A 21313-nucleotide genomic window follows, 5' to 3' on the forward strand; every position below is an offset into this window, starting at 1 on the left:
TCCGGGATGCGTGAGGCGTCTCTCCCTTGGGTCAAAAGACTGCAATACGGGACGAATCCGTCGCACGAAAGGTGGAAGTAGCCCGTTCGGCGTGTATGTTCCGGGGCCGAGAGCCTTGGAAGGGACCGATCCGGTGAACAAGAAGCTTGCGGCCGCACTGTCCGGCGGCGCGGTACTGGTGCTCGCGCTGTCCGGTTGCAGCGACGACGAGGGCAACAAGGTGGACGACTGGGCGAAGACGTTCTGCGACCAGGCCAAGCCCCAGATCCAGAAGCGGGCCGACGCCCACCAGATCATCATTTCGACGGCCGCGGACAGCAAGCCCGCCGAGATCCAGGCCGCGGACTCGAAGGCGTTCCAGGACATCGCCAACGCCGACCGGGCGCTGGCGAAGGCCGTCGAGAGCGCCGGCGCCCCGCCCGTCGAGAACGGCGAGAAGGTCCAGCAGGACGCGATCAAGGAGCTCAACGCGACCGCGGTGGCCTACGAGGGCCTGAAGAAGCAGGTCGACGCGCTGGACCCGACGAACCAGCAGAAGTTCGCGGACGGCCTCCAGGGTGTCGCCGACGGTCTGACCAAGATCGAGAAGATGGACCAGAACGCGCTGTCGAAGCTGGAGGAGGGCGAGCTGGGCCAGGCGATGGCGAAGCAGCCCGGCTGCCAGAAGCCCACGGCCTCGACCCCGCCGAACGGCTCCGGCACCGGCTCCGCCTCCCCGAACCCGGGCTCCACCGCCTCGGGTTCCTCCGACAAGGGCTCGGAGTCCACCGAGCCCAAGGAGAAGACCACGACGAAGGCGGCCGCCAAGAAGACCGCGCCGGCCAAGACCGAGGAGTAGCGGTCCGGAGCGGGAGCCGACCGGCCGCGGGACCCTTCGGTTCCGGGACGCTTCGGCCCCGGGACCCTTCGGCCCCGGGCAGGTCCCGGGAGGTGTCCGCCCGGTCTTCCGTCCGCTTAGGTCGGCCCGGTGGCCGCGGCGAACCGCCGCACGCCGCCGGGCCGACGGCGTTCCCGGACCGGCCCTACCACCACCCGCCACCCCGGCCGGACCGCCACCCGCCCACCCCGACCGCCCGGCACCCGCCGGGTCGGCCGCCCGGCGAGCCCGGTCGGCGGTCACAATGGAGCGGTGAGTACGACCAGCCTGCCTCCCCGCCTCCCGGTGCCCGCGCACGCCGCCCGTCTGCGCGAGACGCTGCTCGCCGCCGACTTCACCGCCGACGGACTCCTCGACCTGCTCGGCGCCCCGGCCTACGCCGCGCTCGCGCGCAGCGAGACCGTGCCCGCGCTGCGCGCCACCCGCGGCGACTCCCCGCTGGAGACCCTCGTCCGGCTCTTCCTGCTCCAGCGGCCCGTCGGGCACGAGCGGGCGGCCGCCGTGCTCCCGCTCGACGAGGCCCTCGCCGACGGCTGGGTGGTCCGCGAGGACGACTCCGTCTCCGCCACGGTCGACATCCGTCCCTACGGCGGCCCGGACGGCGAGGACTGGTTCATCGTCTCCGACCTCGGCTGCGCCGTCGGCGGCGCGGGCGGCAGCGGCAGGAACGGCCGCCAGGCGGAGGAGGCCGTCGTCCTCGGCGTCGGCGGCGCCTCCACCACGCTCGCCGGCATCACGGTCCGCACGCCCGTCGCCTCCGCGCTCGACCTCGGCACCGGCTCCGGCATCCAGGCGCTGCACGCCGCGCAGCACACGACCCTGGTGACCGCCACCGACCTCAACCCGCGTGCCCTGGACTTCACCCGGCTCACCCTCGCGCTCTCCGGGGCCCGGGAGGCCGAGCTGCTGACCGGCTCGCTCTTCGAGCCGGTCGACGGGGACACGTACGACCTCATCGTCTCCAACCCTCCGTTCGTGATCTCCCCGGGCGCCCGACTGACCTACCGGGACGGCGGGATGGGCGGCGACGACCTGTGCCGCACGCTCGTGCAGCAGGCCGGCGACCGGCTGAACGACGGCGGGTACGCCCAGTTCCTCGCCAACTGGCAGCACGTCGACGGCGAGGAGTGGCAGGACAGGCTGCGCTCCTGGGTGCCCGCGGGCTGCGACGCCTGGATCGTGCAGCGCGAGGTCCAGGACGTCACCCAGTACGCGGAGCTGTGGCTGCGGGACAGCGGCGACCACCACGGGGACCCGGACGCGTACGCCGCCGCGTACGGGCGCTGGCTCGACGAGTTCGAGGCCCGCAAGACGCGCGCGGTGGGCTTCGGCTGGATCACCGTCCGGCGGAACGCGGCCGTGGCGTCCGGCGCCGTCGAGCCGTCGATCGTCGTCGAGGAGTGGCCGCACCCGGTCGAGCAGCCCCTCGGCCCCACCGTCCGCGCCCACTTCGAGCGCCAGGACTACCTCCGCGCCCACGACGACGCCGCCCTGCTCGCCGACCGGTTCACACTCGCTCCCGAGGTCGTGCAGGAGCAGGTCGGTCTGCCCGGGGCCGAGGACCCGGAGCACGTCGTGCTCCGGCAGAACCGGGGCATGCGGCGCGCCACCCGGGTCGACCACGTCGGCGCCGGCTTCGCCGGGGTCTGCGACGGAACCCTCAGCGCGGGCCGCATCCTGGACGCGATCGGTCAGCTGATGGGCGAGGACCCGGTGATACTGCGGGACCGCACGCCGCAGGCGATCCGGCTGCTCGTGGAGGAGGGCTTCCTGCTCCCCGTCGGAGACGAGGACGGCACGCCGGCCGCCGAGGGGGACGGGGCCTGATACGCGTCGAGCCGGGCGGGGCCTGCATACGCGCCGAGCCGGGCGGGGCCTGCATACGCGCCGAGCCGGGCGGGCCTGATGCGCGCCGAGCAGGCGGCCCCGCTCGGGCGTCCGGCGCGCGTGTTCCGTTTCCTCGGCACCGCGCGGCCCGTGGCCGTCGGCGGGGCGATCTTCCGCCGGGCCCCGTGGAAGGGGACGACCCGTCGGCGTCCGTCGGGACGCCGCTGGTCGGACCGCCCCTCCGGCTCTTCCTCCTCGTCCGCCCGGGCCGTGAGCCGGGGTCGCCGAGGACCGCCTCCACCGCGTGGGCGGCGCCGTCCCCGCGGCTTCCGCCTCCTGCGCGGACGGCGGCACGGCGGCCGTCGACGGCGAGCGCCGCCCCTGCTCCCGCTCCCGCTCCCGCCCCGGCACCCGGAGGGAGCAGCCGGGCGAGCACACCGAGCACGGCGGGGCGAGCACACCGAGCACGGCCGGGCGCACCGAGACGGCCGCGCCCCCTGAGAACCCCGGGACGTGTGAGAACCCGGGGACGTGCGGGACGGGCGAGGAGTGAGGAGTGGCTCACTACCGGCCATCTTCGTGAAACCGTACGGGATGCTCCGCGTCGTTCACCCCGAATTCGCACGCATGACGCCGTGAGGTGTCAGCCTCGGCAGCGGGAGAACACACCGCACGCGAACGGAACGGGGTACGGGCATGGAGAGCGGGCCGGCGATCTTCGCGGGGGCGGCGTTCACGCTGTTCGGAGGCGCGCTGCTGCTGTGGACCACCGTCCGGACCCTGCACCGCGAGCCCGTCGCGCACGGGGTCGCCCCGCGCGCCGCCGTCGCCCTGACGAGCCTCTTCGGAGCCGCCTCGCTGCTCCTCGGCGTCTGGTGCTTCGGTCGCCTCTGACCCCCCGATCCCTCTCGTCCTGATCTTGCCGCGCCCCGCCCGAGCGGGAGTCCGGGCGGCAGGAATGCCAGGACTCGGGTTACCGTTCGAGTGGCCGTTGCGGGCTTTCGCCGTTTGACACGGGGGCGGGTTGTACCGTCACACTCCGCAGCGACGGGAGCGTCACCGTCCGTGCCGCTGCCGTGCGTGCCAGCGCCGTACGTGCCCGAGAGTGTCGATCCGGAGAGAAGAGCGAAGTTGTCCCCGACCAGCGAAGCCGCACACGGCGGCCGCCGACTCGTCATCGTCGAGTCGCCTGCCAAGGCGAAGACGATCAAGGGCTACCTCGGCCCCGGCTACGTCGTCGAGGCGAGCGTCGGGCACATCCGAGACCTCCCGAGCGGCGCCGCCGAGGTACCCGAGAAGTACACCGGCGAGGTGCGCCGCCTCGGCGTCGACGTCGAGCACGACTTCCAGCCCATCTATGTCGTCAACGCCGACAAGAAGGCGCAGGTCAGGAAGCTCAAGGAGCTTCTCGCCGACTCCGACGAGCTCTTCCTCGCCACCGATGAGGACCGCGAGGGCGAGGCCATCGCGTGGCACCTCCAGGAAGTCCTCAAGCCCAAGGTCCCGGTCCACCGGATGGTCTTCCACGAGATCACCAAGGACGCGATCCGCGAGGCCGTCGCCAACCCGCGCGAGCTGAACCAGCGCATGGTCGACGCCCAGGAGACCCGCCGCATCCTCGACCGCCTGTACGGCTACGAGGTCTCGCCGGTCCTGTGGAAGAAGGTCATGCCCCGGCTCTCCGCCGGCCGTGTCCAGTCCGTCGCCACCCGCCTGGTCGTCGAACGGGAGCGCGAGCGCATCGCGTTCCGTTCCGCCGAGTACTGGGACCTCACCGGCACCTTCGGCACCGGCCGCGCCGGTGACGCCTCCGACCCCTCGCAGCTGGTCGCCCGCCTCGCGACGGTCGACGGCAAGCGCGTCGCGCAGGGCCGTGACTTCGGCGCCGACGGCCGGCTGAAGAGCGACGCCGTCCTCCACCTGGACGAGGCGAACGCCCGCGCGCTGGCCGCCGCGCTCGCCGACACCGCGTTCGCGGTCCGCTCGGTCGAGTCGAAGCCGTACCGCCGCTCCCCGTACGCCCCCTTCCGGACCACCACCCTCCAGCAGGAGGCGAGCCGCAAGCTGGGCTTCGGTGCGAAGGCGACCATGCAGGTGGCGCAGAAGCTGTACGAGAACGGCTTCATCACCTACATGCGTACGGACTCCACGATCCTCTCCGACACCGCCGTCGCGGCGGCGCGGGCACAGGTCACGCAGCTCTACGGGGCCGACTACCTGCCCGAGAAGCCCCGCGTCTACGCGGGCAAGGTCAAGAACGCCCAGGAGGCGCACGAGGCGATCCGTCCTTCGGGTGATCGTTTCCGCACTCCGGCGGAGACCGGTCTGACCGGCGACCAGTTCCGGCTGTACGAGCTGATCTGGAAGCGGACCGTCGCCTCCCAGATGAAGGACGCCACCGGCAACTCGGTCACCGTCAAGATCGGCGGCCGGGCCGCCGACGGCCGTGCCGCCGAGTTCAGCGCGTCCGGCAAGACGATCACCTTCCACGGCTTCATGAAGGCGTACGTCGAAGGCGCCGACGACCCGAACGCGGAGCTCGACGACCGCGAGCGGCGCCTGCCGCAGGTCGCCGAGGGCGACGCGCTGACCGCCGAGGAGATCACGGCGGACGGCCACGCGACGAAGCCGCCGGCCCGCTACACCGAGGCCTCGCTGGTCAAGGAGCTCGAAGAGCGCGAGATCGGCCGCCCGTCGACGTACGCGTCGATCATCGGCACCATCCTCGACCGCGGCTACGTCTTCAAGAAGGGCACGGCCCTCGTGCCGTCCTTCCTGAGCTTCGCCGTCGTCAACCTGCTGGAGAAGCACTTCGGCCGGCTCGTCGACTACGACTTCACCGCCCGCATGGAGGACGACCTCGACCGCATCGCGCGGGGCGAGGCCCAGTCGGTGCCGTGGCTGAAGCGTTTCTACTTCGGCGAGGGCGAGGCCGGGACGGCCGCGCCCGGCGGTGCCGCGGACGCCGGCAACGGCGACGGCGACCACCTCGGCGGCCTCAAGGAGCTCGTCACCGACCTCGGCGCCATCGACGCCCGCGAGATCTCCTCGTTCCCCGTCGGCAACGGCGTGGTGCTCCGCGTCGGCCGCTACGGCCCGTACGTCGAGCGCGGCGAGAAGGACGCGGAGGGCCACCAGCGGGCCGACGTCCCGGACGACCTGGCCCCCGACGAGCTGACCGTCGAGCTCGCCGAGGAGCTGCTCGCCAAGCCGAGCGGCGACTTCGAGCTGGGCGCCGACCCGGTCAGCGGGAACCAGATCGTCGCGAAGGACGGCCGCTACGGCCCGTACGTCACGGAGATCCTGCCCGAGGGCACCCCGAAGACCGGCAAGAACGCGGTCAAGCCGCGCACCGCCTCCCTCTTCAAGTCGATGTCCCTCGACACCGTCACCCTGGAGGACGCGCTCCGGCTGATGTCCCTGCCCCGGGTCGTCGGCACCGACGCCGAGGGCGTCGAGATCACCGCGCAGAACGGCCGCTACGGCCCGTACCTGAAGAAGGGCACGGACTCGCGGTCGCTCACCGAGGAGGCACAGCTCTTCACGATCACCCTCGAAGAGGCGCTCGCGATCTACGCCCAGCCGAAGCAGCGGGGCCGGGCCGCGGCCAAGCCGCCGCTGAAGGAGCTGGGCACCGACCCGGTCAGCGAGAAGCCCGTGGTCGTCAAGGACGGCCGCTTCGGCCCGTACGTGACGGACGGCGAGACCAACGCCACCCTGCGGACCGGCGACAGCGTCGAGGAGATCACGCCGGAGCGCGGTTACGAGCTCCTCGCGGAGAAGCGGGCCAAGGGGCCGGCGAAGAAGGCCGCCAAGAAGGCCCCGGCCAAGAAGGCGACCACCGCGAAGAAGACGGCCACCAAGGCCGCGGCGAAGAAGACCACGACCGCCGCGAAGAAGACCGCCGCGAAGAAGACGACGACGGCCAAGAAGACGACCGCCGCGAAGAAGACGGCGGCGGCGAAGCCGGAGTAGCGGCTCCGCGGACGAACGTTCCGGCGGGGGTGGAGGCGACTGCCTCCACCCCCGCTTTTCGTCCGTGTGTTCGTCCTGTCACAGGCTCGTCCGGATGTTCGGACGGAGACCACGGGGACCGAGGGCGTCCGGATAGGGTGGACGGATGACGCGCGCAGAGCAGCCAGACCGCCTCGTCGATTCCGACGCCGCACTCGTCGCGGATTCCAGGGAGCGTGCCGTACGCGCCCTGTTGCGCCATCAGCCACTGCGCAGGTTGTGGAGCGCCCAGCTCGTCGGCAGCACCGGCGACGCGCTCGCCCTCCTCGCCCTCGTCCTCCTGGGCTTCCAGGCGGCCGTCGCCGAGGACGCGTTCGGCGGGGACTACCGCGGGGCCGCGTTCGCCGTGGCCGCCGTCGTCGGCGCCCGGCTGCTCGCCTCCGTCCTCTTCGGGGCCGTCCTCCTCGGCCCGCTGACCGCGCTCACCGGCCCCGGCGGCGCCCTCGACCGGCGCTGGACCATGATCGGCGCCGACGGCGTCCGGATCGCGCTCCTCGTCATCGCGCCGCTCTGGATCGACTGGACCCCCAGCAGTGCCCTCTGGTACCTGCTCGGCACCGTCTTCGTCACCGGCGCCGCCGAGCGGCTCTGGACGATCAGCCGCGAGGGCGCCGCGCCCGCGCTGCTGCCCGCCCCGCCGATCGAGGGCGGAGCCGTCCGGCCGCTGCCCGACCACCTCGGCGCGCTGCGCCGGCTCTCCCAGCGCACCACCTTCCTCGCCGTACCGGCCGCCGCCGTCGTCCTGCTCGTCGCCACCCTGATCGGCAACCTGCTCGGCACCGGGCTCGACTGGTTCTCGCTGCACCAGGCCGCCCTCGGCTCGTACGTCGCCGCCGGCCTGTTCGCCGCCTCCGTCACCGTCCTGTACGCCATGGCGCTGCCCGGCGGCGAGACGCCCCGGCCCCGCTCCCCCCTGGAGGGGCTGCGCCGGCCGGCCGGCAAGGGCGCCGAGGGAGGCGTCGAGAAGGGCCGCACCGGAGCCCTCTCGCTGCTCGTCCTGACCTGCGCCACCGTCGCCGGTGCCATCGCCGCGGCCGCGTCCGTCGCCGTCCTCCACGCCGACGACCTCGGCGGCGGACCCGTCACCTACGCGCTGCTCGTCCTCGCGCTCAGCGGCGGCACCGCCGTCGGCATCCGGACCGCGGGCTCCGTCCTGCCCGTTCTGTCCCGGCGCCGGCTGCTCGCCCTCGTGACCGCCGTGACCGGCGTCGCCCTGATCGCCATGGGCCTCGTGCCGGACACGGCGACCGTGCTGCTCCTCGCCGTCCTCGCCGGCTACGCGGCCGGCGTCGCCGCGAACACCGGGCACACCCTCGTCGACCAGGAGACCGAGGAGCCCCGCCGGGCCCGCACCACCGAGCACCTCCAGGCCACCGCCCGCGTCGGCATGGCGGTCGGCGCGCTCGCCGCGCCGCTGCTCGCCGCCGCGATCGGCCCCCACCGGCTCGCCTCCGACTCCGGCGACTTCGTCTTCGACCACGGCGGCGCCGCCTTCACGCTGGCTCTGGTCGGCGCCCTGCTGCTGCCGGTCGCCGCCCTCGTCCTCGCGAAGACGGACGACCGGTCGGGCGTCCCGCTCCGCCGCGACCTCCGCGACGCGCTCCGCGGCTCCGACCCGGTGCAGGCGCCCTCCCCGACCGGCTTCTTCATCGCCCTGGAGGGCGGCGACGGCGCCGGCAAGTCCACCCAGGTCCAGGCGCTCGCCGAATGGATCCGCGCCAAGGGCCACGAGGTCGTCGTCACCCGCGAGCCCGGCGCCACCCCCATCGGCAAGCGCCTCCGCTCGATCCTCCTCGACGTGTCGTCGGCGGGGCTCTCGAACCGCGCCGAGGCCCTGCTGTACGCCGCCGACCGCGCCGAGCACGTCGACTCCCTCGTCCGGCCGGCCCTGGAGCGGGGCGCGATCGTCCTCTCCGACCGCTACATCGACTCGTCCGTCGCCTACCAGGGCGCCGGCCGGGACCTCTCCCCGACCGAGATCGCCCGCATCTCCCGCTGGGCGACCGACGGACTCGTCCCGCACCTGACCGTCGTCCTCGACGTCTCCCCGGAGACCGCGAGGGAACGGTTCACCGAGGCGCCCGACCGCCTGGAGTCCGAGCCGCCGGAGTTCCACGCGCGCGTGCGCGCCGGGTTCCTCGCCCTCGCGGCGGCCGACCCCGGCCGCTACCTCGTCGTCGACGCGGGCCAGGAGCCCGAGGCCGTCACCACCGTCGTGCGCCACCGGCTCGACCGCATGCTGCCGCTCTCCGAGGCCGAGGTGAAGGCCGTCGAGGAGGCCCGCCGCAAGGCCGAGGAGGAGGCCCGCCGCCGCGCCGAGGAGGAGGCCGCCCGCAAGGCCGAGGAGGAGCGGCTGGAGCGCGAGCGCCAGGAGCAGCTCGCCAAGCTCCGTGCCGAGGAGGAGGAGCGCAAGCGGCGCGAGGAGGAGGAGGCCCGCCGCCTGGAGGCCGAACGCCAGGCGGAGGAGGCCCGGCGCAAGGCCGAGGAGGCCCGCGTCGCCGCCGAGGAGGAGCGCCGGCGCCTCGCGGCAGAGGAGAAGGCCCGTCTGGAGGAGCAGGAGCGGCTCCGCAAGGAGGCCGAGGAGGAGGCCCGGCTGCGGGCCGAGGCCGAGGAACGCCGCCTGGAGAAGCAGCGCAAGGCCGAGGAGGCCCTGCTCCGCGCCGAGGAGGCCCGCCGGATGGCCGAGGCCGCCGCCGCCGCGAAGGCGGCGGAGGAGGCCGCGGCGAGGGCCGCCGCGGAGAAGAGCGCCGCCGAGGCGGCGGCCAAGGCCGCGGCCGAGCGGGCGGCCGCCGAGCGCGCCGAGGCGGAGGCCGCCGCGGCCCTCCGCGCCGAAGCGGCGAAGGCCGCCGCCGAACGGTCCGCCGCCGACAGGAAGGCGGCCGCGGAGGCGAAGGCCGCCGCGGAGGCCAAGGCGGCCCGCGCCAAGGCGGAGGCCGAGGCCGAGGCGGCCCGGCAGCGGGCCGAGGCGGTCGAGCTCTCGGCCAACGAGATCACCCGGCCGACGCCGATCGTGAAGCCGGACGCCCCGACCGTCTCTCCCGAGGAGGTCACCGTCGCCACGCCGATCGTCAAGATGACGAAGGCGGAGCCGGAGCCGGAGGCGGAGACGAGCGTCCTGCCCCGGATCGGCGAGGAGCGCTCCTCCTCCTCCTCCGAGGAGACCACCGTCCTGCGCGCCGTGCGGGAGGCCGACGAGACCGCCGTACTGCCCTCCGTGCGCGACACCCCGTCCGACCCGGTCGACCGGGTCCCGCAGGGCATCTTCCGGGACACCAAGCCCTCCGGGCAGCAGCCGCAGGGGGCGAACGACCGGACCCGCGAGCTGCCGCAGCTCGACGAGAACGGCCGGCCCCGCCGCCGCTCCGACTGGGCCGAGGACACCCCGCTCGACGATCTGCCGACGCTCGCGGACGAGCTGTTCGGCCCGCACGAGGACGAGGACGAGGGCCCGCGGCGCCGCCGCTGACCACGCCGCCGTCCGGCCGGAGGGTGTAGCCGGCTCCACCCTCCGGCCGGAAGCCCGCCCCATACCGCTCCGAGCTGCACTTTCCTAGCGTTGTCGGCATGACGACGACTGCGATGGCGGGAAGCGGTGCCACCCCGCGCACCCCGGACGCGGCCCTCTCCCTCGACGGGGTGGGCCGGACCTACGGGCGCGGGGCGCCCGCACTCGACGGGGTGAGCCTGTCCGTGCCGCGCGGCCGGTTCACGGCGGTGATGGGCCCCTCGGGCTCCGGCAAGTCCACCCTCCTGAAGTGCGCCGCGGGACTCGAACGGCCGACGACCGGAACGGTACGGATCGGGGGCACCGACCTCGCCACGCTGAAGGCCGCCGCCCTCACCCGGTTCCGCCGGGACCGCGTCGGCTTCGTCTTCCAGTCGCTGAACCTCGTCTCCGCTCTCGACGTGCGGGAGAACGTCACCCTGCCGCTGCTCCTCGCCGGAGCCCACCCGGGCCGGGAACTCGACGCCCGCGCCCTCGCGGGACTCGCGTCCGTCGGACTCGCGGACCGGGCCGGCGACCGGCCCGAGCACCTGTCCGGAGGCCAGCGCCAGCGGGTGGCCGTCGCCCGCGCCCTGGTCAACGACCCCGAGGTCGTCTTCGCCGACGAACCGACCGCCGCCCTCGACCCGGTCACCGCGGCCGGCGTCCTCGCCCTGCTGCGGCGCGCGGTCGACGAACGGGGGACCACGGTCGTCCTCGTCACCCACGACCCCGTGGCGGCCGCGTGGACGGACGAGGCCGTCTTCCTCGACCGCGGCCGGCTCACCGGTCGCCTGCACCGGCCGGACGAGGCGCGCGTACGGGAGATGCTGGGCGCGGGCGCCCCGGGCGGGCTGCGGGCCGGCGCGTACGACGAGGGCCGGGCGGTGGGCGCGTACGACCCGGGCCGGGTGGCGGGTGCGTACGACCCGGGCCGGGCGGTGGGTGCGGACCGTGCGGGTGGGGCGGCGGGGATGCGTCCCCCCGGCTCGCCCGAGGGCCTCGCGGGCCGCCGTACGGCGGGGGCGGGCCGATGAGGACGTCCGGGGATCCCGCCGTCCGGCTGCTCGCCGCCCGTTCCCTGCGGGCGCACCGGAAGGCATGGGCGGCCGTGTTCGCCGCCGTCGTCGTCACCTCCGCGCTGCTCGGCGCCCTGGCCCTCGCCGCCGGCTCGGCGGCACTCGGCCACGCGCGCGTGGAGCGGTACGCCGCCGCGGCCGTCGTCGTCGCCGGCGACCAGGAGGTCCGGTGGACGACGAAGCCGTGGGGGAGCGAGACGACGACGACCACGGCGGGCCTGACCGAGCGGGTCCGGATCCCCGCCGCGACCGTCGACGTGCTGCGCGCGGTCCCCGGCGTCCGGGCCGCCGTGCCCGACCGCACCTTCGTCGTACGCGACGCGGGCACGGTCCACGCCGGCCGGTCCTGGGAAGCCGCCCGGCTCGCCCCGTACCGGCTGACCGGCGGCCGGGAGCCGCGCGCCGCCGGGGAGGCCGTCCTGGGCTCCGGCACGGGTGCGCGGGTCGGGGACACCGTCGCCGGACGGAAGGTCGTCGGCCTCGCCGACGGGCCCGCCGCGCTGTACGTCACGGCCGCCGAGGCGCGGCGGCTCGCCGGCCGGCCGGGCTCCGTCGACGCCGTCGGTGTGCTCGCCGACCCCGGCGTCCCCGCCGACGCGCTCCACGCGCGCGTGCGGGCGGCCCTGGACGGGGCGGGACTCCGGGACACCGCCTCGGGACAGCCGCTCCGGGCGCTCACCGGCGACGGCCGGGGCGGGGCCGAGCACCTCGCCGCGGCGCCCGCGCGCACGGAGCTCCTCCAGCTGCTCGCGGCCGTCTCCGGGACCGTCGTGCTGGTCGCCGTCCTCGTCCTGGCCTCGCTGGTCGCGCAGGCGCTCCAGCAGCGCACCGGCGAAAGGGAGTTGCTGCTCGCCGTCGGAGCGACGGCCCGTCAGGTGCGGGTCGCGGCCGGCCGCGAGGTGACCCGGGTGGCGGGCCTCGCGGCCCTGTGCGGCGCCGCCCTGGCCGTCCCCGCCTTCACCGTCCTGTGGTCGGCGCTGCGGGACCGCACCGGCGTCGTCCCCGAGGGGCTCGAACTCCCCGCCCCGCCCTGGCTGTTCGCCGGTGTGCTCGTGACCGCCGCCCTGGTCGCGGGCATCGCCCGGCTCGTGGTCCTCCTCGCCGCCCGGCAGCCCGGGAAGCCGGGCCGGGGCGGTGTGCGCAAGGCCGTCGGCACCGCGCTGCTCGTCCTGGGCGCGGGATCGGCGGCCACCGCCACCACCCAGGGCGGGGACGCGGCGGGGGCCGCGGCCGGGGCGGCCACGGTGACCCTGGTCGCCGGGTGCGCGGTGCTCGGGCCGTGGATCGCGGAAGCCGCGGCGAAGGTCCTGGACCTGCCGTTCCGGCGGCCCGGCGGCGCGGCCGGGCGGCTCACCGCCGCCGGTGCGCGCGCCCACTCGCGCCGCCTCGGAGCGGCGCTCGTGCCGGTCGTCCTCGTCACCGCCTTCGCGCTCGTGCAGCTCTCGGCGGGCACGACGATGGGCCGCGCCGCCGAGGAACAGGCCCGGGCCGCCACGACCGCGGACCTCGCGTTCTCCGGCACGACCGCCGAACGGGTGCGGCTGCGGCCGGGGATCGTATCGGCCACGGACGTCCTGCGCTCCACGGTCGTCCTGGCCCGCACCCAGGCCGGAGACCCGCGCCTCGACCGGCTGCCGGTGCTCGGAGTGGACGCGGCCGGCCTCGCCGGCACGCTCGACCCCGGGGTCGTCGCGGGCGACCTGGCGGGACTCGCCCGCACCGGCACGGTCGCGGTCGGCGCCGACATGGCCGACTCGCTGGACGTACGCCCCGGTTCGACGGTCGACCTGCGGCTCGGCGACGGCACGCCCAGGCGGCTGCGGGTGGTGGCGGTGTACGAACGCTCCCTCGCCCTGGGCGAGTTCCTGCTCCCGAAGGCCGAACTCGCCCCGCACGTAGGCGATCCGTACCCCGCGCGCGTCCTGGCGTCCACGGGGAAGCGGGCCGCGGACGCCTCCGTGGCGCCCGAGCGGATCAGCCCGCCGGGCGCCGAACTCAACGGCATCGTCTCGGCCGTGATCGTCTCCGCGGTCGGCGGCCTGACCCTGCTCTCCGTCCTCAGCACCCTCACGCTGATCGGGGCCGGGCGGCGCGGCGAACTCCACCTCCTCGGCCAGGTCGGCGCGTCGGCCGGCCAACTGCGCCGGATGCTCGGCCTGGAGGCGGGCTTCCTGACCGCCACCGGCCTGCTCGTCGGCCTCGCGGTGGCCACCCTGCCGCTGACCGCCTTCGCCTGGGCGCTCACGGGCGGACCGCCCTACCTGCCGCCCGGGCAGGCGGCCCTGATCGCCGGCACGGTCGTGGCCACGGTCCTCGCGGGGGTGTTCCTGCCGGCGCCGGTCAGGCGGCTCGGCGCGTGAGAGCGGGGCGGGGGCCGGGACATGAGCGTCCGGGCGTGGGGCGGCCCGGGAGACCGGGGCTGCCCGGGCCTGTTCCGTACTCCCGGGGTCCGCTGCGTACGACACGACCGCCGCCGGCTCCGTACGACACGACCGCCGGCTCCGAACGCCCGGGCTCCGCTCCGCACGCCAGGGGTCGGCCCGGCCGCCCGCCGCCCGGCTCAGGCGTTCAGGTAGGCGAGGACGGCGAGGACCCGGCGGTGGCCGCCGCTGTCGGTCGGCGGCAGACCGAGCTTCAGGAAGACGTTGCCGATGTGCTTGTGCACGGCCCGTTCGGTGACCACCATCGAGCGGGCGATCGTGCCGTTGTCGTGCCCCTGCGCCATCAGTTCCAGCACCTCGCGCTCCCGGGGCGTCAGGGAGTCCAGCGGATCGTCGCGGCGGCGGGCGAGCAGCTCGGTGACGACCTCGGGGTCCAGGGCCGTGCCGCCGGCCGCGACCCGTTCCAGGGCGCCCAGGAACTCGTCCACCCGGCCCACCCGGTCCTTCAGGAGGTAGCCGACCCCGCGCGCGCCGCCGCCCAGCAGCTCGGCGGCGTACGTCTCCTCCACGTACTGGGAGAGGACGAGCACCGGCAGGCCGGGCAGCCGCTCGCGGGCCGCGAGCGCCGCCCGGAGCCCCTCGTCGCGGAAGCCGGGCGGCATGCGGACGTCGAGGACGGCCACGTCCGGCCGGTGCTCCAGGAGCAGCGGCAGGACCTCCGGGCCCGTGGCCGCGACCCCGGCCACCTCGTGGCCGGACGAGGTCAGGAGCAGCACGAGGCCCTCCCGCAGGAGGGCGTTGTCCTCGGCGATCACCACACGCACGGAAGCTCCACTTCGATCACGGTCGGGCCCCCTTCGGGGCTGGTCAGTCGTACGGTGCCGTCCAGCGCGGCGACCCGGCGCCGCATGCCGAGGAGTCCGGATCCACCGCCCTCGCCGGCCTCGGCGCCGCCGCGGCCCTCGTCCGCCACGCGCGCGCGGAGAGCGGCCGGTTCGCGGGAGAGCGCGACGGAGGCGCGCGTGGCGCCGCTGTGCCGCGCGGCGTTGGTGAGGGCCTCGGCCACCACGAAGTAGGCGGCGGCCTCGACCGCGGCGGGGGCGCGGGCACCGGGGGGCACGTCCTCGGGGCGGCCCGCGCGGTCGCCGGGGGCGTGGTCGGCCAGGCCCGTCACGGACACCTCCACGTCCAGGCCGCTGCTCGCGGCGAGGGCGCGCACCGCCCCGGTCAGGCCCCGGTCGGTGAGGATCGGCGGATGGATGCCCCGCACCACGTGCCGCAGCTCGGCCAGCGCCTCCTCGGCCTGCGCCTGCGCGTCGTCGAGGAGCTTCCGTCCGGCCGCGGGATCGGTGTCGTACACCCGCTTCGCCAGCCCGATGCGCATGGAGAGCGCCACGAGACGGGCCTGCGTGCCGTCGTGTAGATCGCGCTCGATCCGGCGCAGCTCCGCGCCGTGCGCGGCGATCGCGCCCGCCCGGGTGGCCGTGAGCTCCTCGACGCGGGCGGCGAGCCCGGCGGCCCGCGCGGCCGCGGGCGTCGGAGTGAGCAGCGCGCGCGACCACGCGGCGTCCAGGTCGGCGAGCCGCCCGATCAGCGGCAGGAGCACCGGCCGCCGCCCCGCGAGCCCGGCGACCACCCCGTCGACGAGCAGCGCGGGAGCCCACAGCACCAGCGAGGCGAACCAGAGGACCAGGCCGTAGACCAGCTGCGCGGCCGCCCAGACCAGGTCCTGCCGGGTGCCGGGGTCGCCGACGGCCGTCCGCACGCGCGCGGGAAGGGCGCCGTCGAGCGGGAGGTACGCCTCCGGGACCGGCGTCCCGGACCGGGCGGCGGTCCGCCGCCGCTCCCGGCCCGCCAGGCGGCGCAGCAGCAGCACGCTCTCGGGGAGCACGCCGGCGCCGATGACGGTGAGGGTGAGGAAGGCGGTGAACAGGGCGACGCCCACCATCAGGTAGCAGAGGATCGCGAGCGCGGCCCCGCCCAGCAGGTGGAGCGACGCCCGGCCGGATTCCCTGATCGCGTCGCGCATGCCCGCCAGGTTATGCGGAGGGCCCGGGGGGACGCGGTGGAGCAGGCTCCACCCTCGCTCCGGGAGCGGGCACCGCTGTGCGGGGACGCGGGGGCGACCAGGATCGGAGACAGGAGAGGCCATCCGGCCCGCCCCCCCGCCCCTCGACCCCCGGAGACTCCGATGCGCGTCCTCTTCTGGCTGCTGCTCACGGCGAGCGTCCTCGCCAACCTCTACGTCAACACCGTCGCCGACCTGACCGGCGGCGCCCACGTCGCGGCGAGCGTCGCCACGGGCACGGTCCTGCTCGGCTCCGCCGCGGGCCTGTGGCTCACCCGCCGCGGCACGGAGGCCTGACGCCGGTCGGCGCCCCCTCGGCCCGGCGAGGGTTGTCAGAGGACTGCCCCACAATGGAGGGCGTACCTGAGGAGGGGCAGACATGGCCGTATGGGACGACCTGGTCGGACAGGCGAAGGTCGAGGAGCAGCTCGCCGCGGCCGCGCGGGACGCCGACGCGTTCGTGACCGCCCATGCCGCCGGAGAGCCCGCCCCCGAGGCCTCGAAGATGACGCACGCCTGGCTCTTCACCGGGCCGCCCGGATCGGGCCGGGCGACGGCGGCGCGGGCGTTCGCCGCCGCGCTCCAGTGCGTGAGCCCGGACCGCGCCCTGGGCGGCGCGCCGGGCTGCGGCTTCTGCGACGGCTGCCACACGACCCTCGTCGGCACCCACGCGGACGTGGAGATCGTCCGTACGGACCTCCTCTCCATCGGTGTGAAGGAGACCCGCGACCTGGTCCGGCGCGCCCAGCTCTCCCCGGCGGGCGGCCGCTGGCAGGTCATCGTCCTGGAGGACGCCGACCGGCTCACCGAGGGCGCGGGCAACGTCCTCCTGAAGGCCGTCGAGGAGCCCGCGCCCCGGACGGTCTGGCTGCTCTGCGCGCCCTCCCTGGAGGACGTGCTGCCCACGATCCGCTCCCGCTGCCGTCACCTGACCCTGCGCACCCCGCCCGTGGAGTCCGTGGCCGACATGCTCGTCCGGCGGGACGGCATCGAGCCGGAGACGGCGTACGCCGCGGCCCGCGCCACCCAGGGCCACATCGACCGGGCCCGGCGGCTCGCCACCGACGAGCGGGCCCGCGCGCGCCGGTCCGTCGTCCTCAAGCTGCCGCTGCGCGTCGAGGACGTCGGCGGCTGCCTCAAGGCGGCCCAGGAGCTGGTGGACGCGGCGGCCGAGGACGCGAAGCAGGTCGCCGAGGAGGTCGACGTCAAGGAGACCGAGGAGCTGAAGGCGGCGCTCGGCGCCGCGCAGGGCGGGCGGATGCCGCGCGGCACCGCCGGGGCCATGAAGGAGCTGGAGGAGCGGCAGAAGCGGCGCAGGACGCGTACGCAGCGCGACAGCCTGGACCTCGCGCTCACCGACCTGACCGGCTTCTACCGCGACGTCCTCGCCCTCCAGCTGCGCTCCCGCACCGCCCTGGCCAACGCGGACGTCCAGGACGCGATCGAGCGGATCGCCCGGGACACGACCCCGGAGCGCACCCTGCGCCGCATCGAGGCGGTCCTGTCCTGCCGCGAGGCCCTCGACCGGAACGTGGCCCCGCTGCTCGCGGTCGAGGCGATGACGATGGCCCTGCGGGGCTGACACCTGCCTCCACGGGCCCCGCGCACACGTGCGGGGGAGCCGTCGGGACCGCCGATTGGACACGGTGCGTACCGCTCCGGATACGCTCCGGGAATGGACTCCAGGCGCTTGCTCCGTACGTCCGCCACGGCCCTCGCGGCCGCCGGACTGATCCTCTCCGGCTGTTCGGGCGGAAGCGACGCGGCGGCGTCCCGCACCACGGCGGCGGTCCGGCAGGCCTCGCCCTCCTCCTCCTCCCAGGCGCTGAAGAAGTTCTACGGGCAGAAGCCGACGTGGCGCGACTGCGGCGTCACGGGCTTCCAGTGCGCGACCCTGCGCGTCCCGCTCGACTACGCGAAGCCGGACGGCGAGCAGATCGACCTGGCGGTCTCCCGGGTCAGGGCGACCGGCCCCGGCAAGCGGCTCGGCTCCCTCCTGGTCAACCCGGGCGGCCCCGGCGGCTCCGCCGTCGGCTACCTGCAGGGGTACGCGGGCGTCGGCTATCCCGCTCCCGTCCGCGCCCGCTACGACATGGTGGCCGTCGACCCGCGCGGCGTGGCGCGCAGCGAGCCCGTGGAGTGCCTGACGGGGCCCCAGATGGACACGTTCACGCAGGTCGACCAGACCCCCGACGACCCCGCCGAGGTCAATGCGCTGAGCGCCGCGTTCAAGGACTTCTCCGCGGGCTGCGCGAAGAAGTCGCGGGAGATCCTGCCGCACGTCTCCACCGTCGAGACGGCCCGCGACATGGACGTCCTGCGGGCGGTCCTCGGCGACGAGAAGCTCACCTACGTCGGGGCGTCGTACGGCACCTTCCTGGGGGCCACGTACGCCGAGCTGTTCCCGGACCGGGTCGGCCGCCTCGTCCTCGACGGGGCGATGGACCCGTCGCTGCCGGCGATCGACCTCAACCGCGATCAGACGGCCGGCTTCGAGACCGCCTTCCGGGCGTTCGCCGCGGACTGCGTGGCCCAGCCGGACTGCCCGCTGGGGACCGGGTCCGTGGAGGCGGCCGGCGAGGCGCTGCGGACGTTCTTCCGGGACGTGGACGCCCGGCCCGTGCCCACCGGCGAGAGCCGGCGGCTCGGCGAGTCCCTCGCCACCACCGGCGTGATCGCGGCGATGTACGACGAGGGCGCCTGGCCGCAGCTGCGGGAGGCCCTCGCCCGGGCGATCGACGGCGAGGGGTCCGGGCTGCTCGCCCTGGCCGACAGCTACTACGAGCGGGAGGCGGACGGCACGTACGCCAACCTGATGTTCGCCAACGCGGCCGTGAACTGCCTCGACCTGCCGGCGGCCTACCGCGGCCCCGCCGACGTCGCGAAGGCCGTCCCCTCCTTCGAGAAGGCCTCCCCGATCTTCGGCCGGGGCCTGGCCTGGGCGGCCCTGAACTGCACCTCCTGGCCCACCCCGCCCACCGGCGGCCCCCACCGCATCACCGCCGAGGGCGCGGCGCCGATCCTCGTCGTCGGCACCACCCGCGACCCGGCGACCCCGTACAAGTGGGCCCGGTCCCTGGCCGGCCAGCTCTCCTCCGGCACCCTCCTCACCTACGAGGGCGACGGCCACACGGCGTACGGCCGGGGCAGCGACTGCATCGACACGGCGATCAACACCTACCTCCTCGAAGGAACCCCTCCCGCCGACGGAAAGCGCTGCTCATAGGCCCTCTCGGGGGGTGGTCGGAGCACTCTTGGAAACTGTGTAGACTTGGCGTCGCTGCTGCACCCACCATGGGTCCGGACGGCGTGCCGCCTTAGCTCAGTTGGCCAGAGCAACGCACTCGTAATGCGTAGGTCTCGGGTTCGAATCCCGAAGGCGGCTCAGATCAAGCCCAGGTCAGACATTGTCTGACCTGGGCTTTCTGGTTGTCGGGGGCCTCGGAGGCGGCCTGTGGTCCGACAGGTGGGCGCGGGTGGCGGGGCGTTGGGCCGGGGACGTAGAACTCGGGGAGATCATCCGAGGCGGTCGAGGAACCTGGGGGAAGCATGGGCGGCGGCGAGGACGTCGGCGGGGACGGGGTGCTCGGGGTCACCGAGCGGACCCGGTTGCGGCGGATGCGGGAGAAGGGCAGTCACCGGCGGGCCGATCTGGACGCGGTGCTCGCGGCCGGGTTCCTCTGCCATCTCGGGGTGCCCGTGGACGGGACGACGATGGTGGTGCCCACCGCGTACGGCGTCGACGGCGACCGGCTGTACCTGCACGGGTCCGTCGCGAGCCGCAGTCTCGTCCAGGCGCCCGGCACCACCGTCTGCGTCACCGTCACCCATGTCGACGGGCTGGTGCTGGCCCGTTCCGTCTTCGAGCACGGGGTCAACTACCGCTGCGCGATGATCTACGGCGTCCCCCGTCTCGTGACCGACCCGGACGAGAAGCTGCGCGGCCTGCGGGCGCTCACCGAGCAGAGTTCGCCCGGGCAGTGGGAGTACGCGCGGCAGCCCAGCCGCAAGGAGCTGGCCGCGACGTCCGTGCTCGCGCTCGATCTGACCGAGGCCTCCGTGAAGACCCGCGGCGGGCCGCCGGACGACGGCGACTCCGAGGACGCGGCGCTCGGCCTGTGGGCCGGGGTGCTGCCGGTGGTGACCAGCTTCGGCGAGCCGGTCACCGATCCCGTGCTGCCCGCCGGCGTCGTCCCGCCGGGCCATGTGGCCTCCCGCGCGGGGCGCGTCCTCGGGGAGTGAGCGCGGACGGCGCCCGGGGCGTTCAGACGTGGATCTCCAGACGGTTCAGATGGTCCTCGTCCGCCAGGGCGTCGATCGCCGTGATCCGGTCCTCCAGGACGGTGAAGACGAGCACGAGCCGTGGTTCGCCCTCCGCCGGCCACGCGAGTCCCGCCGCCCCGTCCACCAGTGCCTTCCGCGCCGTGCCCGCGAGCGGGCCGACGGCCCCGGCGACCGCCCCGGCGCCGTGCGCGGCCGCCGTGCCGGTCCGCTCCGCCTCGGCGTCGGCCCGCAGGGCGGCGTCGGGGTCGAGGAGGGCGCGCAACGCGGCGGTGTCCCCGGCGCGGGCGGCCGCCAGGAACGCCGCGACGGCGGTCTGCTGCCGCGGCGGGTCCGGCTCCGGCATCTCCTCGGCCTCCCGCAGCCGGTAGCGGGCCCGGCCCGCGAGCCTGCGGGCGGCGGCCGGGGTGCGTTCCAGGAGCGGTGCGATCCGCTCGTACGGCACGGAGAACTCGTCGTGCAGGACGAACGAGAGGCGCTCCGGCGGTGTCAGTCCGTCGAGCGCCGTCGGCGGCGGGGGTTCGCCCGGGGCGCGGGGGTGGTGCGGTCCGCCCGGCGCCCAGGGATCCCACGGGTCCCAGGGCCGCTCCCGGCGGGACTCGCGGGACCGGAGCCGGTCCAGGCAGCCGCGGGCCAGGACCTCGACGGGGTCGTAGGGGGTCGGCACCGGGCCGGGGGCGACCGGGGTGTGGATGTCGGGCCAGGTCCTCCGGACGTCCTCCACCGCCGCGTCCGCCTCCTCGGAGCTGCCGAGGAGGCGGTACGCGACGGCCCGCAGACGGGCCCGGTGCTCCTCGAAGGGAGCTGCGGCGAAGACGTCCCGGGGTGGTGCCGGGGCGGCGCTCTCGTTCACGTTCTCCTCCACGTGCGCGGCCGCGGTCGGACGGAAAGGGGGGTCAGTCGCCGTGTCCGGTGCCCCCGCTGCCGAAGCCTCCGCTGGAGATTCCGCCCCACTTGCGCTTCTCCTCGCTCGGCGGGTCGGGCGAGGCCTCCGATCCGTCCTTGAGCTGGTACGGCATGAGCCGGTGCTCGCCGTCGGTCAGGGGCATCTCGGTGGGCCTGCGGTACCCGGACGCCTCACCCGGCAGACCGCCGTCCTCCGGCCGGTGAGGCTGGTCCTCCGGCTTGGGCGGGTTGGACTCGCGGTTGCGGACCCGGGTCCCCAGCCAGAACGCCGCGATCAGTACGGCCACGAGGACCAGGCCACCGATGACCTGGCCGAGGCCCGACTGCCAGACTCCCGCGGCCAGGGTCTGGGCTGCGCTGAGAGTGTTCATACTCCAGCATTACCCCTTTTCTGCC

At 75.2% G+C, this 21313-nt stretch carries 15 protein-coding genes and 1 tRNA gene; 12 read left to right on the top strand and 4 right to left on the bottom strand.

Annotated elements, in window-relative coordinates; genetic code table 11:
* The first annotated feature begins 133 nt into the window (after nucleotides 1-133).
* The 7 genes from ACF09E_RS24045 to ACF09E_RS24075 all read left to right on the top strand — a co-directional run bounded on the left by ACF09E_RS24045 (nucleotide 134) and on the right by ACF09E_RS24075 (nucleotide 13641).
* A complete protein-coding gene (locus ACF09E_RS24045) occupies nucleotides 134-838 on the top strand; it encodes a small secreted protein (RefSeq protein ID WP_392206929.1) in 705 nt (234 codons plus the stop codon).
* 291 nt (nucleotides 839-1129) lie between these two features.
* Complete coding sequence (locus tag ACF09E_RS24050; protein ID WP_392206930.1) at nucleotides 1130-2704, top strand: methyltransferase; 1575 nt, start codon at nucleotides 1130-1132, stop codon at nucleotides 2702-2704.
* 696 nt (nucleotides 2705-3400) lie between these two features.
* Complete coding sequence (locus ACF09E_RS24055) at nucleotides 3401-3598, top strand: hypothetical protein (RefSeq protein ID WP_361860285.1); 198 nt, start codon at nucleotides 3401-3403, stop codon at nucleotides 3596-3598.
* A 237-nt stretch (nucleotides 3599-3835) separates the two neighbouring features.
* Nucleotides 3836-6679: a type I DNA topoisomerase gene (topA, locus tag ACF09E_RS24060; RefSeq protein ID WP_392206931.1), complete on the top strand. Its 2844-nt coding sequence runs from the start codon at nucleotides 3836-3838 to the stop codon at nucleotides 6677-6679.
* Between the two features lie 145 nt (nucleotides 6680-6824).
* The gene (gene tmk / locus ACF09E_RS24065; protein WP_392206932.1) at nucleotides 6825-10184 is read left to right on the top strand and encodes a dTMP kinase; all 3360 of its coding nucleotides are present in this window, start codon (nucleotides 6825-6827) and stop codon (nucleotides 10182-10184) included.
* Nucleotides 10185-10282: 98 nt separating this feature from the next.
* Nucleotides 10283-11239: an ABC transporter ATP-binding protein gene (locus ACF09E_RS24070; protein ID WP_392206933.1), complete on the top strand. Its 957-nt coding sequence runs from the start codon at nucleotides 10283-10285 to the stop codon at nucleotides 11237-11239.
* A complete protein-coding gene (locus ACF09E_RS24075; protein ID WP_392206934.1) occupies nucleotides 11236-13641 on the top strand; it encodes an FtsX-like permease family protein in 2406 nt (801 codons plus the stop codon). Before ACF09E_RS24070 ends, ACF09E_RS24075 begins: the two co-directional genes overlap by 4 nt.
* 200 nt (nucleotides 13642-13841) lie before the next feature.
* Here ACF09E_RS24075 and ACF09E_RS24080 read toward each other — a convergent pair whose 3' ends face one another.
* Nucleotides 13842-14486, bottom strand: coding sequence for a response regulator (locus ACF09E_RS24080; RefSeq protein WP_392206935.1), 645 nt, complete (start codon nucleotides 14484-14486; stop codon nucleotides 13842-13844).
* The gene (locus ACF09E_RS24085; protein WP_392206936.1) at nucleotides 14474-15691 is read right to left on the bottom strand and encodes a histidine kinase; all 1218 of its coding nucleotides are present in this window, start codon (nucleotides 15689-15691) and stop codon (nucleotides 14474-14476) included. Before ACF09E_RS24085 ends, ACF09E_RS24080 begins: the two co-directional genes overlap by 13 nt.
* Before the next feature lie 162 nt (nucleotides 15692-15853).
* On the opposite strand from ACF09E_RS24085, the gene ACF09E_RS24090 reads away from it, so the two are divergent.
* The 5 genes from ACF09E_RS24090 (at nucleotide 15854) to ACF09E_RS24110 (ending at nucleotide 19972) form a co-directional block, all read left to right on the top strand.
* The gene (locus tag ACF09E_RS24090) at nucleotides 15854-16027 is read left to right on the top strand and encodes a hypothetical protein (protein ID WP_388801502.1); all 174 of its coding nucleotides are present in this window, start codon (nucleotides 15854-15856) and stop codon (nucleotides 16025-16027) included.
* Between the two features lie 82 nt (nucleotides 16028-16109).
* A complete protein-coding gene (locus ACF09E_RS24095) occupies nucleotides 16110-17312 on the top strand; it encodes a DNA polymerase III subunit delta' (RefSeq protein ID WP_392206937.1) in 1203 nt (400 codons plus the stop codon).
* 93 nt (nucleotides 17313-17405) lie between these two features.
* The gene (locus ACF09E_RS24100) at nucleotides 17406-18956 is read left to right on the top strand and encodes an alpha/beta hydrolase (RefSeq protein WP_392206938.1); all 1551 of its coding nucleotides are present in this window, start codon (nucleotides 17406-17408) and stop codon (nucleotides 18954-18956) included.
* Nucleotides 18957-19041: 85 nt separating this feature from the next.
* Nucleotides 19042-19115: transfer RNA gene (locus ACF09E_RS24105), tRNA-Thr, on the top strand.
* A 164-nt stretch (nucleotides 19116-19279) separates the two neighbouring features.
* Entirely contained in the window at nucleotides 19280-19972 is a 693-nt protein-coding gene (locus ACF09E_RS24110; protein WP_392206939.1) for a pyridoxamine 5'-phosphate oxidase family protein, read from the top strand.
* Nucleotides 19973-19994: 22 nt separating this feature from the next.
* Here the strand turns inward: ACF09E_RS24110 and ACF09E_RS24115 are convergent, their stop codons facing one another.
* On the bottom strand, nucleotides 19995-20864 hold the full coding sequence (locus ACF09E_RS24115; protein ID WP_392206940.1) for an RNA polymerase subunit sigma-70: 870 nt from the start codon (nucleotides 20862-20864) through the stop codon (nucleotides 19995-19997).
* Nucleotides 20865-20907: 43 nt separating this feature from the next.
* A complete protein-coding gene (locus ACF09E_RS24120) occupies nucleotides 20908-21288 on the bottom strand; it encodes a DUF6479 family protein (RefSeq protein WP_361847712.1) in 381 nt (126 codons plus the stop codon).
* Between the last annotated feature and the right edge of the window lie 25 nt (nucleotides 21289-21313).

The organism is Streptomyces sp. NPDC014891 (assembly GCF_043081085.1).
Taxonomy (GTDB): Bacteria; Actinomycetota; Actinomycetes; order Streptomycetales; family Streptomycetaceae; genus Streptomyces.